Source organism: Microbispora sp. NBC_01389 (genome assembly GCF_045040095.1).
In the GTDB taxonomy this organism is placed as follows: Bacteria; Actinomycetota; Actinomycetes; order Streptosporangiales; family Streptosporangiaceae; genus Microbispora.
Genome location: NZ_CP109552.1, coordinates 5,155,731 through 5,175,707, shown reverse-complemented (window position 1 = coordinate 5,175,707; position 19,977 = coordinate 5,155,731). Strand labels below are relative to the sequence as shown.

At 75.8% G+C, this 19,977-nt stretch carries 2 protein-coding genes; both read right to left on the bottom strand.

The features are described from left to right. Positions 1-24: 24 nt before the first annotated feature. Positions 25-13,422: an SDR family NAD(P)-dependent oxidoreductase gene (locus OG344_RS23185; protein ID WP_405084867.1), complete on the bottom strand. Its 13,398-nt coding sequence runs from the start codon at positions 13,420-13,422 to the stop codon at positions 25-27. Beyond that, a complete protein-coding gene (locus OG344_RS23180; protein WP_405084866.1) occupies positions 13,415-19,966 on the bottom strand; it encodes an SDR family NAD(P)-dependent oxidoreductase in 6,552 nt (2,183 codons plus the stop codon). The genes OG344_RS23185 and OG344_RS23180 overlap by 8 nt, the downstream gene beginning before the upstream one ends. Positions 19,967-19,977: the final 11 nt, after the last annotated feature.

The window sequence follows — 19,977 nt, the reverse complement described above, 5'->3', positions numbered from 1 at the left end:
GCGCCTTCCGAACGGCTGTTGTCATCAGTCAGTGACGCTGTTGGCCATGGCGATCAGGGCCTCGGCGTCCATCGAGTCGATCTGCTCGTCGTCGTGCCGGCCCTCGGCCCCCGGCTGCCCCGCGAGATGGAGCAGCCGGTCGAGCAGGCCGCTGTCGCGCAGGGTGTCCAGGGGAATCGCCGCGAGGGCGGCGCGGATCGCCGCGTCCCGGGTGGCCGCCTCGTCCGGCGCGGGAGCCAGCTCGGCCAGCAGGAACTCGGCGATCGCGCGGGGGGTCGGATAGTCGAAGACCAGGCTGGCCGGCAGCTTCAGCCCGGTCGCGGTCCGCAGCCGGTTGCGCAGCTCGACCGCCGTGAGGGAGTCGAATCCGAGGTCCCGGAAGCGCCGGTCCGCCTGCGTGAGGTCCCCCGGGCGGTGACCGAGCACCACCGCGGTCTCGGCGAGGACGGCCCGGACGACCGCCTGCTCGCGCTGCGCCTCGGGAAGGCTCCCGATCCGGCGCAGCAGGGCGTGGCCCCCCGCACCGCTTCCTGCCGCAGCGCCGTTCCCACCACCCGTGCCGCCTCCGCCCGCCGGGCGGGACGCGGCGGGCACGAGGGCGCGGAGCCGCGCGTTCAGCACGCCGTCCCGGGCCCGCCCACGCAGCACCGCGAGGTCGAAACGCGCCGCCACCGGTGCCGGTTCGCCGAGCGCGACCGCGGCGTCGAGCAGCGCGAGGCCCTGCGCCGAGGTCAGCGGGACGACCCCGGACGCGGCCATCCGCCTGCGGTCCTGCTCGCCGAGGCCGCCGGTCAGCCCGCTGGTCTCCTCCCACATTCCCCAGGCGACCGACGTGGCCGGCAGCCCGAGGGCCCGGCGGTGCGCGGCCAGCGCGTCCAGGAACGCGTTGGCCGCCGCGTAGTTGCCCTGGCCCGCCGCGCCGAGGACCCCGGCGGCCGAGGAGAACAGCACGAACGCGGTGAGATCGAGGTCGCGGGTGAGTTCGTGCAGGTGCGACGCGGCGTCCACCTTGGCCCGGAACACGGCGTCCAGGCGCTCGGGCGTCAGCGACGCGACCACCCCGTCGTCGAGCGCCCCGGCGGCGTGGACGACCGCGGTGACCGGACGCGCCGCCAGCAGGCCGGCCACGGCGTCCCGGTCGCCCAGGTCGGCCGCGACGATCACCGCTTCGGCGCCGAGCTCCGCCAGCTCGGCGGCCAGTTTCTCCGCGCCGTCGGCCGCCGCCCCGCTCCGGCCGGCCAGCACGAGCCGCCGGACCCCGTGCTCGGCCGCCAGGTGCCGGGCGACCAGCCCGCCCAGCGTGCCGGTGCCACCCGTGATCAGCACGGTTCCGTCCGGGTCCCAGCTGTGGCCGTCCGGCGCCGCGTCGGTTGCACCGTTGGTCGCGGCGTCCGTCGCGGCGGGGACGAGGCGCGGCGCGAAGGCGATCCCGTCGCGTACGGCGATCTGCGGCTCGTCGTGGGCGGCCGCGGCCTTCAGCGGTCCGGCGCCGGGCTCGTCCACGTCGACGGTCAAGAGCTGGAACCGGCCGGGGTGTTCCGCCTGGGCGGACCGCACGAGCCCCCAGGCGGCGGCGCCGGCGAGAGCGGCGGGCTCCGCCTCGGCCGCCTCCCGGCCGACCAGCACCAGCCGCGACTCGTCGAACGCGTCGTCCGCGATCCACGCCTGCACGAGCCGCAGCACGTGGCCGGTCGCGGAGCGTACGGCGTGGGGAAGACCGGGCTCGGCAGGGGGTTCGGCAGCGTGCTCGACCGGCGCGAACACCACCGCCGGGACCGGCAGCCCGGCCTCGATCGCCGCCCGCAGCTCCGCGATGCCGTCGAAGGCCTCCATCCCGGGCAGGTCGCCGCCGACGACCGCCCAGGGTCCGGCCGCCCAGGGTCCGGCGGCCGGGGTCCCGGGCACCGGCAGTTCCGTCCATTCCGTGCGATACAGGTGGTCGCCGCCGGGCGGGTCCATCGCGCGGAGGAGCAGCGACGACACCGTGGCCACCGGTTCGCCGAACGCGTCCGTGGCGAGCAGCGCGAACCCGTCCGCGCCGGTGGGGGTGATCCGCACCCGCAGGGTGGTCGCGCCGGTGGCGTGCAGCGCCACGCCGGACCACGAGAAGGGCAGCATCGGCGCACCCGCCTCGGTCACGAGCGCGAGGGGGTGCATCGCGGCGTCGAGCAACGCCGGGTGCAGGACGTACCCGGCCGCGTCGAGCTCGCCGAGGGGCTCGATCTCGGCGAAGATCTCCTCGCCGCGCCGCCAGACGGCCCGTACGCCCTGGAACGCCGGGCCGTACCCCAGGCCGGTGTCGGCGAGCCGGTCGTAGAGATCGGCGGTGTCGAGTGGCTCACCGCCGGGCGGCGGCCACTCGGCGAGGTCGCCGGGCCGCTCCGGGGAGTCGGGCGCGAGGGTTCCGGTGGCGTGCAGGGTCCAGTCGCCACCGCCGTCGGCGCGCGCGTGCACGGAGACGGACCTGCGGCCGTCCTCGTCGCCCGCGCCCACGGTGACCTGGACCTGCGTCGCGCCGTTCCCCCGCAACGCGCCGTCTCCCGCCAGCGCGCCGTCCCTCTCCAACACCAGGGGCGCCACGATGGTGAGCTCCTCGACGAAGGGGCAGCCGGTCTCGCTCCCCGCGCGGCCGGCCCATTCGACGAAGGTCGTGCCGGGCACCACGACCGAGCCCCGGACGGTGTGCCCGGTCAGCCACGGATGCGTGCCGGTGGACACCTTCGCGGTGAAGACGTGCCCGTCGGAGGCCGCGAGCGACACCGCCGCGGACAGCATGGCGTGGTCGACGGAGTCGAGGCCCGCCGAAGAGACGTCCGCGGCGCCTCCGGCGTCGAGCCAGTAGCGCCGGTGCTGGAAGGCGTACGTCGGCAGGTCCACCCGCCGGCCCGCGCCCTCCAGCGCGGCCCGCCACGCCACACCCGCTCCCGCCGCGTACGCCTCGGCCAGTGAGGTGTAGAGCCGCCGGAGACCGCCGTCGCCGCGCCGCAGCGTCCCGACGGCGGTGACGCCGTCGGCCGCGCTCGTCAGCACGGGATGGGCGCTGCACTCGACGAAGACGTGGTCCGCGAACGCGCGCAGCGCCTGGTCGAAGCGGACCGGGCTGCGCAGGTTGCGGTACCAGTACTCCGCGTCCAGCGTCGTGCCCTCGGCGAAGCCGCCGGTGACGGTGGAGAAGAACGGCACCTCCGTGTCGCGGGCCGCCACCGGCCCCAGCGCCTCCAGCAGTTCGTCCTCGATGCTCTCGACGTGAACCGAGTGTGAGGCGTAGTCGACGGGGATGCGCCGGGCGCGGTCCCATCGGGCCAGGACCTCCTCCAGCGCCTCCGGATCGCCGCCGACGACGGTGGCGTGCGGGCCGTTGACCGCTGCGACCGACAGCCGGCCGTCCCGGGCCAGCCACTCCTCCACCTCGGCGAGCGGCGCGGGCACTGACACCAGGCCGCCGTGCCCCGCCAGGGACCGGGCGATCACCTGGCTGCGCACCGCCACGACCCGGGCCGCGTCCTCCAGGCTCAGCGCGCCCGCAACGCACGCCGCGGCGATCTCCCCCTGCGAGTGGCCGACCACCGCCGAGGGCACCACCCCGAAGGACCGCCACACCTCCGCCAGCGACACCATCACCGCCCACAGGACGGGCTGGACCACGTCGACCCGCTCCAGGGCCGCCGCGTCATCGAGCGCCTCCCGCAACGACCAGTCCACGTGGCGGTCCAGCGCCCGCGCGCACTCGTCCAGCCGCGCGGCGAACACCGGCGACGACTCGGCGAGCTCCACCGCCATCCCCGCCCACTGCGACCCCTGGCCGGGGAAGACGAACACCACGCCCCGATCGCCTTCCGCGGCTGACGCCACCCCGCTCACCACGTTGGCGGCCGTGTCGTCGTCGATGATCGCGGTCAGGCCGGCCAGCGCCTCCTGCCGGTCGCCGCCGAGCACGACCGCCCGGTCCTCCAGCGCGGCGCGACCGGCCAGCGAGACCGCGACGTCCGTCAGGGCCGCCTCCGGCCGCGACTCCAGGAACGACCGCAACCGCTCCGCCTGCCCGCGCAAACCCTCCCCGCCGCGCCCCGACACCAGCAACGGCACCGGGCCCCGCCACTCCCGCTCCGGCGCCCGCTCCGGCTGCTCTTCCGGTGCCTGCTCCAGCACCACGTGCGCGTTGGTCCCGCTCACCCCGAACGCCGACACACCGACGCGCCGGGGACCGCACGTGACCGGCCACTCCGTCCGCTCGGTCAGCAGCGACACCGCCCCGGCCGACCAGTCCACGTACGAACTCGGCGCGCTCACGTTCAACGTCCTGGGCAGCACCCCGTGCCGCATGGCCTGGATCATCTTGATGACCCCGCCGACACCCGCCGCGGCCCCCGTGTGGCCGAGGTTGGACTTCAGCGCGCCCAGCCACAGCGGCCGGTCGCGATCCCGCCCGAACGTCTCGACCAGCGCCTGCGCCTCGATCGGGTCACCGAGCCGGGTTCCGGTGCCGTGCGCCTCCACCGCGTCCAGGTCGGACGGCTCCAGACCGGCGTCTGTCAGCGCGGCCCTGATCACCCGCTGCTGCGAGGGCCCGTTCGGCGCGGTCAGCCCGTTGGACGCGCCGTCCTGGTTCACCGCCGACCCGCGCAGCACGGCCAGCACCTCGTGCCCGTTGCGCCGGGCGTCCGACAGCCGCTCCAGCAGCACGATCCCGATGCCCTCGGCCCAGGCGGTCCCGTCGGCGTCGTCGCTGAACGGCTTGCACCGCCCGTCGGGCGCCAGCCCGCGCTGCCTGCTGTACTCGACGAAGAACGCGGGGCTCGACATCACCGTCACGCCGCCCGCCAGCGCGAGCGAGCACTCGCCCCGGCGCAGCGACTGCGCGGCCAGGTGCATCGCCACCAGCGACGAGGAGCACGCCGTGTCCACCGTCAGCGCCGGGCCCTCCAGGCCCAGCGAGTAGGCCACCCGCCCGGACGCGATGCTGCCCGTGTTGCCGTTCCCGAGGTAGCCTTCGACGTCCTTGGGCACCCGCCGCATCCGCATGGCGTAGTCGCCGGTCATGATGCCGGCGAACACGCCCGTACGGCTGCCGCGCAGCGACCTGGGGTCGATCCCCGCCCGCTCGACGGCCTCCCACGAGGCCTCCAGCAGCAGTCGCTGCTGCGGGTCCATCGCCAGCGCCTCACGGGGCGAGATGTCGAAGAAGGCGGCGTCGAAGTCCCCGGCCTCGTGCAGGAACCCGCCCGCGCGCACGTAACTGTGGCCGTGGCTGTCCGGGTCGTCGTCGAACAGGTTCGCCAGGTCCCAGCCGCGGTCGGCCGGGAACGCGGAGACGCCCTGGCCGCCGTCGAGCAGCAACTGCCACAGGTCGTCCGGGGTGCGCACGCCGCCGGGATAGCGGCAGCTCATCCCGACGATGGCGATCGGGTCGTCGGCGGAGTCCCCGGCCGGGGCGGCGGCGACAGGCTCTCGTACGGCGGCCCGCGCCACCCGCCGCGCGCCGGCGCCGGTCAGCTCCGTCATGAGCCGCTCCGCGAGCGCGGCGGGGCTCGGGTGGTCGAAGACGACCGTCGCGGGCAGCTTCAGGCCCAGCTCGGCGTTGAGCGTGTTGCGCAGTTCGACAGAGGTGAGCGAGTCGAAGCCCAGCTCGTCGAACGACCTGCCCGCCTCCACCGACTGCGGGCTGTGGTGGCGCAGGACGTCGGCGACGCGCTCACGCACCAGGCGCAGCACCGCGCCCGCCCGCTCGCCCTCGGGCAGGGCCGCCAGCTGACGGCCGTACTCTCCTCCTGCTCCGCCGGAGGCCGCGCGGCGAAGCGGTCCGCGTACGACGCCGCGCAGGAGCGGATGCGCCTCCGACGCCCGCACCCGGGTGGTGTCGAGCCGCGCGGCGACGTAGGCCGCCTGCCCGGCCGCCACCCCGGCGTCGAACATCGCCAGCGCCTCGTCCGTGGCCAGCGGGGACAGCCCCGACCTCGCCAGCCTGGCGCGGTCGGCTCCGGCCAGCCCTTCGGTCATGGCGCTGGCCTCGGCCCACTGCCCCCAGGCCAGGGAGGTCGCGGGCAGCCCGTCCGCGCGCCGCCCTTGGGCGATCGCGTCGAGGGCCGCGTTGGCGGCGGCGTAGTTGCCCTGCCCGGCCGCGCCGAACACTCCGGCCGCCGAGGAGAACAGGACGAAGGCGGTCAGGTCGCGGCCCCGGGTCAGCTCGTCGAGGTGACGCGCGGCGAGCACCTTCGGGTCATGGACCCTCGCCATCCGTTCGGGCGTCAGCGACTGGATCACGCCGTCGTCGAGCACGGCGGCGGCGTGCACGACGGCGGTGATCGGGTGGTCGGCCAGCACCCGCGCCAGCGCCTCCCGGTCGGTCACGTCGCACGCGACGACCGTCACGTCGGCCGGCACCTCCTCGGCCAGTTCGCGTACGCCCGGCGCCTCCGCCCCCCGGCGTCCGGCCAGGACGAGGCGGCGGACCCCGTGCGCGGTGGCCAGGTGCCGGGCGATCAGGCCGCCGAGCGTCCCGGTGCCGCCCGTGATCAGCACGCAGTCGTCCGCCGACCACACGGAGCCCTCCGCCGTGACCCGCTTCAGGCGGCGGACGAAGACCTCTCCTCCGCGTACGGTCACCTCGGGCTCGTCCATCGCGAGGATCCCGGCGACCAGCCCCTCGACGACGGTGTCCGCGTCGATCAGGACGATCCTGCCCGGGTGTTCCGCCTGGGCCGACCGGACGAGGCCGGCGACGGCGGCGGCCGCCGGATCGTGATCGGCGTTCGTGGTCACCACCACGAGCCGGGAGCCGGCGAACCGCTCGTCCGCCAGCCACGCCTGGAGGGAGCCGAGCACGTCGTCGGCGCCGGTGAGGAGCACCACGTCCGCCATCTCGGTGCGCTCGTCGATCCGGCCGACCGAGGTGATCGCCAGCGGCTCGGCGGCGGGCGGCTCGGCGGGCACCCGGTCCACGACGAGCAAGGGAGTGGCGGCGCCGATCCTCTCGGGAACCGGCCGCATGACGACCGACTCCGCCGTCAGCACCGGCCGGCCCTCGTCGTCGGCGAGGTGCAGGGAGAAGACGCCGTCGGCCGAGGGGGTCAGCCGGGCCCTGACCGTGGTGGCCCCCGCCGCGTGCACCGACACCCGCTGCCAGGCGAAGGGCAGCCGCGGGGTGCCGCTCAGCTCCAGGACGGCGGGCTGCAGGGCCGTGTCCAGCAACGCCGGGTGCAGCACGAACCCCTCGGGCGCGAGACCTGCGGGCGATGCCGCCTCGGCGAACCACTCGCCGTCCCGCCGCCACGCCCGCCGCAGCCCGCCGAAGGCGGAACCGTAGTCGTAGCCGTGGGCGGCGAGCGCGGCGCGCACCTCGCCGAGGTCGACCGGTGTCGCGTCCGGCGGGGGCCACGGCATCGGGCCGGCGGTGGCGGCGGCCCGGCTCACCGTCCCGGTGGCGTGGCGGGTCCACTCCGTCTCGCCGGCCGCGCGGGAGTGCACGGCGAGCGAGCGGCGCCCAGAGCCGTCGGGGGAGCCGTCGGGGGCGCCGTCGGGGGCGCCGACGCTCACCTGGATGTCAACCAGGCCGCCGTCCCGGAACACCAGGGGGTTTTCGAGCGTGAGCTCGTCGACCATCGTGCAGCCGGCCTCGTCCGCGGCGCGGACGGCCAGCTCGACGAACGCCGTGCCGGGCAGGAGCACCGTGCCCAGCACCCGGTGGTCGGCGATCCACTGCCGCGTGCCGGTGGACAGCCGGCCGGTGAGCAGCACGCCGCCGGAGTCGGCCAGCCGGGTCGTCGTGTCCACCAGCGTCTGGGAGGCGGACGTGCCGTCGAGCCAGAAGCGCCGGTGCTGGAAGGCGTACGTCGGCAGGTCCACCCGCCGGCCCGCACCCTCCAGGGCGGTCCGCCAGTCGACCGGGACACCCCGCACGTGCGCCTCGGCCAGCGACGTCAGGAGTCTGCCGATGCCGCCGTCACCGCGCCGCAGGGATCCCACCGACACGACGTCCGTGCCCGCCGTGACCACCGGGTGGGCGCTGCACTCGACGAAGACGTGGTCCGCGAACGCACGCAGCGCCTGGTCGAAGCGGACCGGACTGCGCAGGTTCCCGTACCAGTACTCCGCGTCCAGCGCCGCGCCCTCGACGAAGCCTCCGGTCACGGTGGAGAAGAACGGCACCTCGCCGTCACGGGCCGCCACCGGCCCGAGCACCTCCAGCAGTTCGTCCCGCACCGCCTCGGTCTGCGGGGTGTGCGACGCGTAGTCGATCAGCACCCGCCGGGCGCGGTCCCATCCGGCCAGGACCTCCTCCAGCGCCTCCGGATCGCCGCCGACGACGGTGGCGTGCGGGCCGTTGACCGCCGCGACCGACAGCCGGCCGTCCCGGCCGGCCAGCCACTCCTCCACCTCGGCGAGCGGCGCGGGCACCGACACCAGGCCGCCCCGGCCGGACAGCGAGCGGCCGATCACCTGGCTGCGCAGGACCGTGACGCGCACGGCCTCCTCCAGGCTGAGCGCGCCCGCCACGCATGCCGCGGCGATCTCCCCCTGCGAGTGGCCGACCACCGCCGAGGGCACCACCCCGAAGGACCGCCACACCTCCGCCAGCGACACCATCACCGCGAACAGCGCGGGCTGCACGACATCCACCCGCCGCAGGGCATCGGCGTCGCCCAGCACGTCGCGCAACGACCAGTCCACGTGGCGGTCCAGCGCCCGCGCGCACTCGTCCAGCCGTGCGGCGAACACCGGCGAGGACGCGGCGAGCTCCACCGCCATCCCCGCCCACTGCGACCCCTGGCCTGGGAAGACGAACACCATGCCCCGGGCGCCGTCCGGACCGTCCAGGCCGACCGGGCCCCGCACCACACCGGCCGCCGACGCGCCGCGCGCCACCGCCGCCAGACCGGCCAGCGCCTCCTCCCGGTCACCGCCGAGCACGACCGCCCGGTCCTCCAGTGCGGCGCGACCGGCCAGCGAGACCGCGACGTCCGTCAGCGCCGCCTCCGGCCGCGACGCCAGGAACGACCGCAACCGCTCCGCCTGCCCGCGGAGCCCCTCCGCGCCGCGCCCCGACACCAGCAACGGCACCGGGCCCCGCCACTCCCGCTCCGGCTCCGGCGTCTGTTTCTCTTCAGGGGCCTGCTCCAGCACCACGTGGGCGTTGGTGCCGCTCACCCCGAACGCCGACACACCGACGCGCCGGGGTGCGCCGGTGGCCGGCCACTCCGTCCGCTCGGTCAGCAGCGACACCGCCCCGGCCGACCAGTCCACGTGCGGCGAGGGCTCGTCGGCGTGCAGCGTCCGGGGCAGCACCCCGTGCCGCATGGCCTCGACCATCTTGATCACGCCGGCGACGCCGGCGGCGGCCTGGGTGTGGCCGATGTTCGACTTCAGCGCGCCCAGCCACAGCGGCCGGTCGCGATCCCGCCCGAACGTCTCGACCAGCGCCTGCGCCTCGATCGGGTCGCCGAGCGTGGTGCCGCTTCCGTGCGCCTCCACCGCGTCCAGGTCGGACGGCTCCAAGCCGGCGTCGGCCAGCGCGGCCCTGATCACCCGCTGCTGGGACGGCCCGTTCGGCGCGGTCAGCCCGTTGGACGCGCCGTCCTGGTTCACCGCCGACCCGCGCAGCACGGCCAGCACCTCGTGCCCGTTGCGCCGGGCGTCCGACAGCCGCTCCAGCAGGAGCACGCCGACCCCTTCGGCCCAGCCCGTACCGTCCGCGGACGCCCCGAAGGACCGGCACCGGCCGTCGGGAGAGAGCCCGCGCAGGCGGCTGAACTCGAAGAACACACCGGGGTTGGCCATCACCGCCGCGCCCCCGGCCAGCGCCAGCGAGCACTCGCCCCGGCGCAGCGACTGCGCGGCCAGGTGCATCGCCACCAGCGACGAGGAGCACGCCGTGTCCACCGTCAGCGCCGGGCCCTCCAGGCCCAGCGAGTACGCCACCCGCCCGGAGAGGACGGCGTCCAGATTGCCGGTGACGACGTGGCCCTCCAGTTCCGCGGGCACCTCCTCCAGCCTCGGCCCGTACTCCTGGCTGCTCGATCCGACGAACACGCCGGTGCTCGTGCCGTTCAGCGCCGTCGGGTCGATCCCGGCCCGCTCGAAGGCCTCCCAGGAGGTCTCCAGCACCAGGCGCTGCTTGGGGTCCATCACCAGGGCCTCGCGCGGCGCGATCCGGAAGAACGCGGCGTCGAAGCCGGCGACGTCCGCCACGAAGCCGCCGTGCCGCACGTAGGTCGTGCCGGGGTGGTCGGGGTCGGGGTGGTAGATCGCCTCGAGGTCCCAGCCGCGGTCGCGCGGGAACTCCGTGATCGCGTCCACCCCCTGGTCCACCAGCCGCCAGAGGTCCTCCGGCGACCGGACCCCGCCGGGAAAGCGGCAGCTCATCCCGACGATGGCGATGGGCTCGTCGGCGGTGGCCACGGTCGCGGCGGTGGGACGGGACTCGGCCGCGTCGCCGTACATCCGCGTCAGCAGGTGGGTGGTGAGCGCCTCCGGCGTCGGGTAGTCGAAGACGAGGCTGCTCGGCAGGGTGAGCCCCGTCGCCGCCGCCAGCTTGGTCCGCATGTCCACGGCGGTCAGGGAGTCGAAGCCCATCTCCCGGAACGTCCGTCCCGTCACCTTCGCCGCGTCGCTGTGCCCGAGCACCGCGGCGACCGTGCCGGACACCAGTTCGCGTACGGCCCTGCGGCGGTCGGCCGCCGCGACCACGCCGAGCCCGGCGGGTTCGGCGCGGTCGCCGGGCGGCGCGGGCGCCGCGGACAGCGCACGGCGGACCTCGGGCAGTTCGGAGATCAGCGGGCTCGGCCTGCCGACGGTGAACGCCGGGGCGAACGCCGCCCAGTCCACGTCGGCGACCGAGAGGAAGGTCTCGTCGTCCGACAGCGCCTCGTAGCACGCCGTGAGCGCGTCGCCGGAGCGCATCGGCCGCAGGCCGAGACGCGCCAGCCGCTCCCCCATGCCGTCGGCACCGCCCTCGCTGCCGGCCCACACGCCCCAGGCCAGGGACACCGCGCGCAGCCCGCGCGACCTGCGCCGCACGGCCAGCGCGTCGAGCATGGCGTTCGCGGCCGCGTAGGCGCCCTGGCCACCGCCGCCCCACACGCCGGCGCCCGAGGAGATCAGCACGAAGCCGTCGAGATCCCGGTCGAACAGCTCGTCGAGGTTCTCCGCCCCCACCGCCTTGCCGTGCATGACCTCGGCGGCCTCGGCCGGGGTCAGGTCGCGCAGGTCCCGCCAGTGCGGGATCCCGGCCGCGTGCACCACCGTACGGATCGGGCCGTCCGTCTCCACCGCGGCGACGAGCCGCGCGAGGGCGGCGCGGTCGGCGGCGTCGCACGCGGCGATCGTGACCCGCGCGCCGAGCGCGGTCAGCTCGGCCGCCAGGTCGGCGGCGCCCGGCGCGTCGGGGCCGCGCCGCCCGGTCAGCACCAGGTGCTCGGCGCCGTCGGCGGCGAACCGGCGGGCGATCCGCCCGCCGACGTTCCCGGTGCCGCCGGTGATCAGCACGGTCCCCCGGGGCCGCCAGGTGGCCTGCGTGCGGCCGGCCCGGGGAGCCCGCGTCAGCCGCCTGCCGAAGACCCCCTCGTGCCGGATCGCGACCTGGTCCTCGCCTCCGCCGGCCAGCACGGCCGCCAGGCGCCGGTAGACCGCCGCGTCGGCGTCTGCATCGATATCGTCGGGCAGGTCGACCAGGCCGCCCCAGCGGCCGGGGTGCTCCAGCGCGGCGACCAGCCCGAGGCCCCAGACGGCCGCCTGACGCGGGGACGGGGAGCCGGCGGCGACCGCGCCACGGGTGGCGACCCACAGCGGCGCCTCCAGACCGGCCTGGATCAGGGAGAGCGTGACGCCGAAGGGGTCGGAGTCGGTGAGCGCGGCGAGGGAGAGCACGCCGGCCAGGCCGGGGGTGCGGGCCGCGACCTCCGGCAGCGACTCCACGGGGACGGCGACCGCGGTCGCGCCGGCGGCGGCCAATGATGCGGTGACCAGCGCGGCCGTGACCGGGCCGGCCGGCTCGTCCCCGGTGGCCACGAGCCAGGTCCCACGCAGCCGGGGCGCCTCGTCCGCCGCGACGGCCCGCCATTCGACCCGGTAACGCCAGTCGTCCACGGGAGAGGCGGCCGGTGGGACGGGGGTGTCGAGCCAGTAGTGCTCCCGCTGGAAGGCGTAGGTCGGCAGGCTCACCACGCGGGCCCCTGGGCCGAAGGCCGGCGTCCAGTCGACCGGCGCCCCGCGTGTCCACGCCTCCGCCGCCGAGGCGAGGAAGCGCCGGGGCCCGCCGTCGTCGCGGCGGAGCGATCCCACGGCGACGACGTCCCGCCCGGCCCGTTCCGCGAGGTCCGAGAGACCCGCCGTCAGCACGGGGTGCGGGCTCACCTCGACGAACGCGTTGACGCCGTCGTCGAGCAGGGCACGCACGGCGAGGTCGAGGCGGACCGGCTCGCGCAGGTTGCGGAACCAGTAGCCCGCGTCAAGCCCGGCGCTGTCCAGGCGCTGCCCGGTGACCGCGGAGTAGAACGGGATGTCGGTGGTTCGGGGGGTGAGGGGGGCGAGGACCTCGGTGAGTTCGTCGCGGATCGCCTCCACGTGCGCCGAATGGGAGGCGTAGTCCACCGGGATCACCTTGACGTCCACCGGGATCGCCTCGGCCCTGGCCGCGGCGACGAACTCCCGCATCGCGTCGGCGTCGCCGGAGATCACCGTCGCCGACGGGCCGTTCACCGCCGCGACCTCGATCCGGCCCTCCCACCGCGACAGCAGCCGCCGCACCTCCGCCACCGGCAACGCCACCGACGCCATCCCACCGCGCCCGGCCAGCGACCGCGCGATCACCTGACTGCGCACCGCCACCACCCGCGCCGCGTCCTCCAGACTCAGCGCACCCGCCACACACGCCGCCGCGATCTCCCCCTGCGAATGACCCACCACCGCAGAAGGCACCACCCCGAACGACCGCCACACCCCCGCCAGCGACACCATCACCGCCCACAGCGCGGGCTGCACCACATCCACCCGCTCCAAAGCGGCGGCGTCCCCCAGCACCTCCCCCAACGACCAGTCCACAAAGCGACCCAGCGCCCGCCCGCACTCCTCCAACCGCGCGGCGAACACCGGCGACCACCCCGCCAGCTCCACCGCCATCCCCGCCCACTGCGACCCCTGACCGGGGAACACCAGCGCGACGCGCCGCGGCTCGCTCCCGCCGCCCCGCACGACGTCCGCGCCCGCCGGCAGTTCCGCGCGGCCGGCGCCGAGCAGCACCGCCCGGTACGGCAGCGTGGCCCGGGTGGTGGCCAGCGAGTATCCGACGTCGGCCGCCGCGAGGTCCGGGCTGGCCGCGACGAACTCCTTCAGCCGTTCCGTCTGGGCGTCCAGCGCGGCGGCGCTCCGTGCGGAGACCACCCACGGCACGATCGCCGGCGCCGTGCGGTCGCCGTCAATCTCAGACATTCGTCTCCCCCTGTTCCAGCACGACATGTGCGTTCGTCCCGCTCACCCCGAACGCCGACACGCCCGCGCGGCGTGGCCGGCCGGCCTCCGGCCAGGCCGTGTGCCCGGTGAGCAGCTCGACCGCGCCGACAGACCAGTCCACGTTCGGGGTGGGCTCGTCGACGTGCAGCGTCCTGGGCAGCACCCCGTGGCGCATGGCCTCGACCATCTTGATCACGCCGCCGACCCCGCTGGCGGCCTGCGTGTGGCCGATGTTCGACTTCAGCGACCCCAGCAGCAGCGGCCGCTCGCGCCCCTGCCCGTACGTCGCCAGCAACGCCTGGGCCTCGATCGGGTCGCCCAGGGTCGTCCCGGTGCCGTGCGCCTCGACCACGTCGACGTCGGCGGCGGACAGAGCGGCGTCCGCGAGCGCGGCATGGATCACCCGCTGCTGCGACGGCCCGTTCGGCGACGCCAGGCCGTTGGACGCGCCGTCCTGGTTCACGGCGCTTCCCCTCAGCAGCGCCAGTACCGGATGCCCGTTGCGGCGCGCGTCCGACAGGCGTTCCAGCACGAGGACACCGGCCCCCTCGCCCCAGGAGGTGCCGTCGGCCGCGGCGGCGAACGGCTTGCACCGGCCGTCCCGGGCGAGACCACGCTGACGGCTGAACTCCACGAAGAGCAACGGGCTGGACATGACGGTCACGCCTCCGGCCAGCGCGAGCGTGCACTCACCCCGGCGCAGCGACTGCGCCGCGAGATGCAGCGCCACCAGCGACGACGAACAGGCGGTGTCCACGGTTAGGGCCGGGCCCTCCAGGCCCAGGGTGTAGGCGACCCGCCCGGACGCGACGCTGACGGCGAACCCACTGGCCAGGTAGCCCTCGTACTCGCCCGACCCCTCGGGGGCGTTCAGCTGCCGCGCGCCGTAGGTGCTGTTCATCACGCCGGCGAACACGCCGGTCCGGCTGCCGCGGACGCTGTCCGGGTTGATCTCGGCCCGCTCCAGGGCCTCCCACGCGGCCTCCAGCAGCAGCCGCTGCTGCGGGTCCATCGCGGTGGCCTCGCGCGGGGAGATCCCGAAGAACCCGGCGTCGAACCGGGTCGCGTCGGTCAGGAAACCGCCCTCGCGCACGTAGCTGCGGCCGGGCCGGTCCGGATCGTCGTCGAACAGGTTCGCCAGATCCCACCCCCGGTCCGTGGGGAAGCCGGTGATCGCGTCGCCGCCGGACGCGACCAGCCGCCACAGATCCTCGGGCGACCGGACCCCGCCGGGAAAGCGGCAGCTCATGCCGATGATCGCGATGGGCTCGTCGGACCGGGCGGCGGCGGTGACCGGCGCGACCGGCTCCGCGCGCCCGTCCGGCGACTCGTCCACGAGTGCCCCCACGACGGCCTCCGCGACCGCCCGGGGGGTCGGCCGGTCGAAGACGAGCGTCGCCGGCAGCCGCAGCGCGAACTGCCGGTTCAGCCTGTTGCGCAGCTCCACGGCGGTGAGCGAGTCGAAGCCCATCTCCTTGAAGGCGCGGTCGCCGTCGACTTCGGCGGCCGAGTCGTGCCCGAGGATGCCGGCGACGTGATCGCGCACCAGCCGCAGCACGGCGTCGAGGCGTTCGGCCGCGGGCAGGGCGGCGACGCGGCCCGCCGCGCCGTCCCCCCTGGCGCCCATCACAGTGTCGGCGCCGCCGGACGCGGCGGCCTCCCGCCGCACCGGCGCCCGGACGAGGGCGCGCAGCATCGCGGGCACCTCCCCCGACGCCGCCCGCGTACGCAGCGTGGCGTGGTCCAGCCGGGCGACGACGGGAGTGCCCACGCCCGTGGCCAGGCCGGCGTCGAAGAGCAGAAGCGCGTCCTCGGTGGACATCGCGGCGATGCCGAGCCGGACCTGCCTGGCCCGGTCGGTGCCGGTGCGGTGGCCGGTCATGCCGCTCTCCTCCGACCACAGGCCCCAGGCGAGCGACGTCGCGGGCAGGCCCTCGGCGCGGCGGGCGGCGGCGAGCGCGTCCAGCGCGCAGTTGGCCGCGGCGTAGTTGCCCTGGCCCGGCGCGCCGAACACCCCGGCGACCGACGAGCACAGGACGAACGCGGTCAGGTCCCGGTCGCGGGTGAGTTCGTGCAGGTGGACGGCGGCGGTCACCTTCGCCGCGCGCACGGTCTCCAGCCGCTCGGCCGTCAGCGTCTGGATCACCCCGTCGTCGAGCACGGCCGCGGCGTGCACGACCGCCGTGACCGGGTGGTCCCGCAGGACCGCGGCCAGGGCGTTCCGATCGGTGACGTCGCAGGCCACGACGGCGACCTCGGCGCCCAGCTCGTCCGTCAGCTCGTCGCGGAGCCCGGCGGCGCCCGGCGCGGCCGGGCCGCCGCGGCTGACCAGCACCAGGCGGCGCACGCCGTGGGCGCGCACCAGGTGGCGGGCCAGCGCCGCGCCGACCGTTCCGGTGCCCCCGGTGATCAGCACGCGGTCCCGGTCGCTCCACGGGGGATCGTCCGGCGCGGGCTCGGACTCGGGCTCGGTGAGGCGCATGCGCGGCGCCTCGAACACCCCGTCGCGCACCCACACCTCGGGTTCGCCGGTGGCGAGGATCTCGGCGGCCTGGCCGGCGATCGCGTCCGGGTCACCGGTGTCCACCAGGACGAAGCGGTCAGGATGCTCGGTGATGGCCGACCGCATCAGTCCCCGCACCTCGGCCTGGCCGAGGTCCGTCCCGGCGTTCCGCGTGACGACCATCAGGCGTGACGTCGGAGGGCGCTCGCCTGACAGCCAGGCCTGCGCCACCTGGAGAACCCGTTCGACCGGGGCCGCGAGCAGCAGCACGGCGTCGGGCGCCGACTCCGGCTCGCCGAGCTCGGCCGCGGTGCGGACGACAGCCGTCGTCACGGCCGGGCGATCCGGCGGAGGCGTGACGGCCGTGGGCCGGATCGCGTACGGCCGGACGGCCGGACGGCCGAAGAGCCCCGCGGTCGCGGGCCGGGAGACGAGAGAGCCGGCGGTCAGCACCGGCCTGCCCTCGCCGTCGGCGAGCTCGACCGACAGTCCGGTGCTGACCGGCAACCCTGGGCCCGCGGGCGCCAGGCGGGCGCGCAGCGTGGTGACCCCGGTGCGGTGGAGGGCGATGTTCCGCCACGAGAACGGCAGCTCCAGGGTGTCGACGACGATGCCGTGCAGCGCGGCGTCGAGCAGGGCGGGGTGCACGCCGAAGCCGTCGCCCGGCACGCCGTCCGGCAGGACGGCCTCCGCGAAGATCTCCTCCCCTCGCCGCCAGGTCCGGCGCAGCCCCCGCAGGGCCGGGCCGTAGTCGTATCCCTGCGCGGCCAGCCGCCGGTAGACGTCGGCGGCGCCGGTCCCTTCGGCGGAGGCCGGCGGCCATTCTGTGAGCTCAGCGCCGGGCGGCGCGCCGGAGGCGAGGACTCCGGTGACGTGCGCCGTCCATCCGGCCTCGCCGAGTGCCCGCTCGTCCCTGGAGTAGACCGTGATCGTGTGCCGTCCCGCGTCGGCGGGTGGGGTGACCGCCACCCGCAGCCGGACGCCGCCGCCGTCGGCCGGCAGCGTGAGCGGGGTCTGTACGACCAGCTCCTCGACCAGGTCACGGCCGAGGCGGCCGCCCAGATGGAGCGCCAGCTCCACGAACGCCGTCGCCGGCACCGTGACGATCCCCTGCACGGCGTGGTCGGCCAGCCAGGGCTGGCCCGCGAGGGAGAGCCTGGAGGTGTAGAGGAACCCGCCGGACTCGGGAAGCTCGACCTCGGCGCCCAGCAGCGGGTGCCCGGCCGCCGACAGACCCAGGTCGGCCGCGTCGGCGGCCCCGGCCCTGCCGCCGTCGACCCAGTAGCGCCGGCGCTGGAAGGCGTAGGCCGGCAGGTCCACCCGCGGGCCCGCGCCGGTTAGGTGAGCGCGCCAGTCGACCGGCACGCCGTTCGCGTGCGCCTCCGCCACGGACAGGAGGAATCTGCCGCCGCCCCCGCGGCCGCGTGACAGCGAGCCGACCGAGGTGACGTCGACCGCCGGGGTCAGCACCGGGTGGGGACTGCACTCGATCATCACGTGGTCGTCGAACGTCCGGGCGGCATCGTGGAAGCGGACCGTGCGGCGCAGGTTCTGATACCAGTAGTCCGCGTCCAGCGTCGCGCCGTCGGCGAAGTCGCCGGTCACCGTCGAGAAGAACGGGATTTCGGTGGTTCGGGGGGTGAGGGGGGCGAGGACCTCGGTGAGTTCGTCGCGGATCGCCTCCACGTGCGCCGAATGGGAGGCGTAGTCGACCGGGATCACCTTGACGTCCGCCGGGATCGCCTTCACCTCGGCCGCCAGCTGTTCTATCGCCTCGGCGTCGCCGGACACCACCGTCGCCGACGGGCCGTTCACCGCCGCGACCTCGATCCGGCCCTCCCACCCCGACAGCAGCCGCCGTACCCGCTCCACCGGCAACGCCACCGACGCCATCCCACCGCGCCCCGCCAGCGACCGCGCGATCACCTGACTGCGCACCGCCACCACCCGCGCCGCGTCCTCCAGACTCAGCGCACCCGCCACACACGCCGCCGCGATCTCCCCCTGCGAATGACCCACCACCGCAGAAGGCACCACCCCGAACGACCGCCACACCCCCGCCAGCGACACCATCACCGCCCACAGCGCGGGCTGCACCACATCCACCCGCTCCAAAGCGGCGGCGTCCCCCAGCACCTCCCCCAACGACCAGTCCACAAAGCGACCCAGCGCCCGCCCGCACTCCTCCAACCGCGCGGCGAACACCGGCGACCACCCCGCCAGCTCCACCGCCATCCCCGCCCACTGCGACCCCTGACCGGGGAAGACGAACACCACACCCGGGCGGCCGCTCGCGGCCCGTACCACCCCGCTCACCACGTTGGGGGCCGTGCCGCCGTCGCCGACCGCGGCCAGGCCCGCGAGCAGACCGGCCCGATCACTCGCGATCACCGCCGCGCGGTGCGACAGCGCGGCCCGGGAGGCCAGCGCCGCGGCGACGCCGGACACGGGCAGCGGCTCGTGCCCCTCCACGAACGACGTGAGGCGCCGCGCGTGGGCGCGCAGGCCCTCCTCGCCCGCGCCCGACAGGACGAACGGGAACGGCCCGCCGGAGTGGGCGGCTGAGTGGACGGCGGGGTGGACGGCGGGGTGGGCGGCGGGGTGGGCGGCGGGAGCGGGGCCGGCCGGTTCGTCCGGCGCCTCCTCTATGACCACGTGGGCGTTCGTGCCGCTGAGCCCGAAGGACGACACGCCCGCGCGCCGCACCCGCTCTCCGGCGGGCCACCCGCGCTCTTCGGACAGCAGCCGCACCGCGCCGGCGGCCCAGTCGATGTGCGTGGAGGGCTCGTCCGCCCACAGTGTCCGGGGCAGCGTCCCGTGCCGCATCGCCAGCACCATCTTGATCACACCGGCCACGCCGGCCGCCGCCTGGGTGTGGCCGATGTTCGACTTCACCGACCCCAGCCACACCGGCCGGTCGTCCGGTCGTCCGGCGCCGTACGTCGCCAGCAGGGCCTGGGCCTCGATCGGGTCGCCGAGGGTGGTGCCCGTGCCGTGCGCCTCGACCACGTCGACGTCGGCGGGCGACAGGCCCGCGTTGGCCAGGGCGTCCCGGATCACCCGCTGCTGCGAGGGGCCGTTCGGCGCGGTCAGCCCGCTGCTCGCGCCGTCCTGGTTCACCGCCGAGCCGCGCACGACCGCGAGCACCCGGTGCCCGTTGCGCCGGGCGTCGGACAACCGCTCCAGCACCAGGACGCCCGCGCCTTCCGCGGGCCCGAAACCGTCCGCCGCCGCGCCGAAGGCCTTGCACCGCCCGTCGGCCGAGAACGCGCGCTGACGCGAGAAGGTGACGATGGTCGCCGGGCTGGACATGACCGTGCACCCGCCCGCCAGGGCGAGGGCGCAGTCTCCCTGGCGCAGTCCCTGCACGGCGAGGTGCAGTGCCACCAGCGACGACGAGCACGCCGTGTCCACCGTGACGGCGGGCCCCTCCAGCCCGAGCAGGTAGGCCAGCCGGCCGGAGGCGATGCTCGTCGAGTTGCCGGTGGCCGCGAAGTCCTGGACGTCCTGCGGTGCCCGCAGGGGGTCCGTGAGGTACTCCGAGGGCAGCACGCCGAAGTACACCCCGGTCCGGCTGCCCCGGAGGGAGGAGACGTCCAGGCCCGCCCACTCCAGCGCCTCCCACGACGACTCCAGCAGCAGCCGCTGCTGCGGGTCCATCGCCAGCGCCTCACGCGGGGAGATCCCGAAGAACCCCGCGTCGAAGTGCGCGGCCTGCGGGAGGAACCCGCCCGCCCGGACGTAGGTCTTCCCGGGCGCGTCGGGGTCGGGGTCGTAGAGCCGCTCGACGTCCCAGCCGCGGTCACCGGGAAACCCGCGGACGGCGTCGCGGCCCTCCGACAGCAGCGTCCACAGCGCCTCCGGCGAGTCCGCCCCGCCGGGAAGGCGGCAGGCCATCCCGACGATCGCGATGGGCTCCCGGCCTCGCTCGGCGAGCAGCCGGTTCTCCTCCCGCAGCCGTTCGGCCTCCTTCAGCGAGGACCGCAGGGCCCGCACTACCTCTTCGAGGGATGCGTTCATCGTCCGTCCCA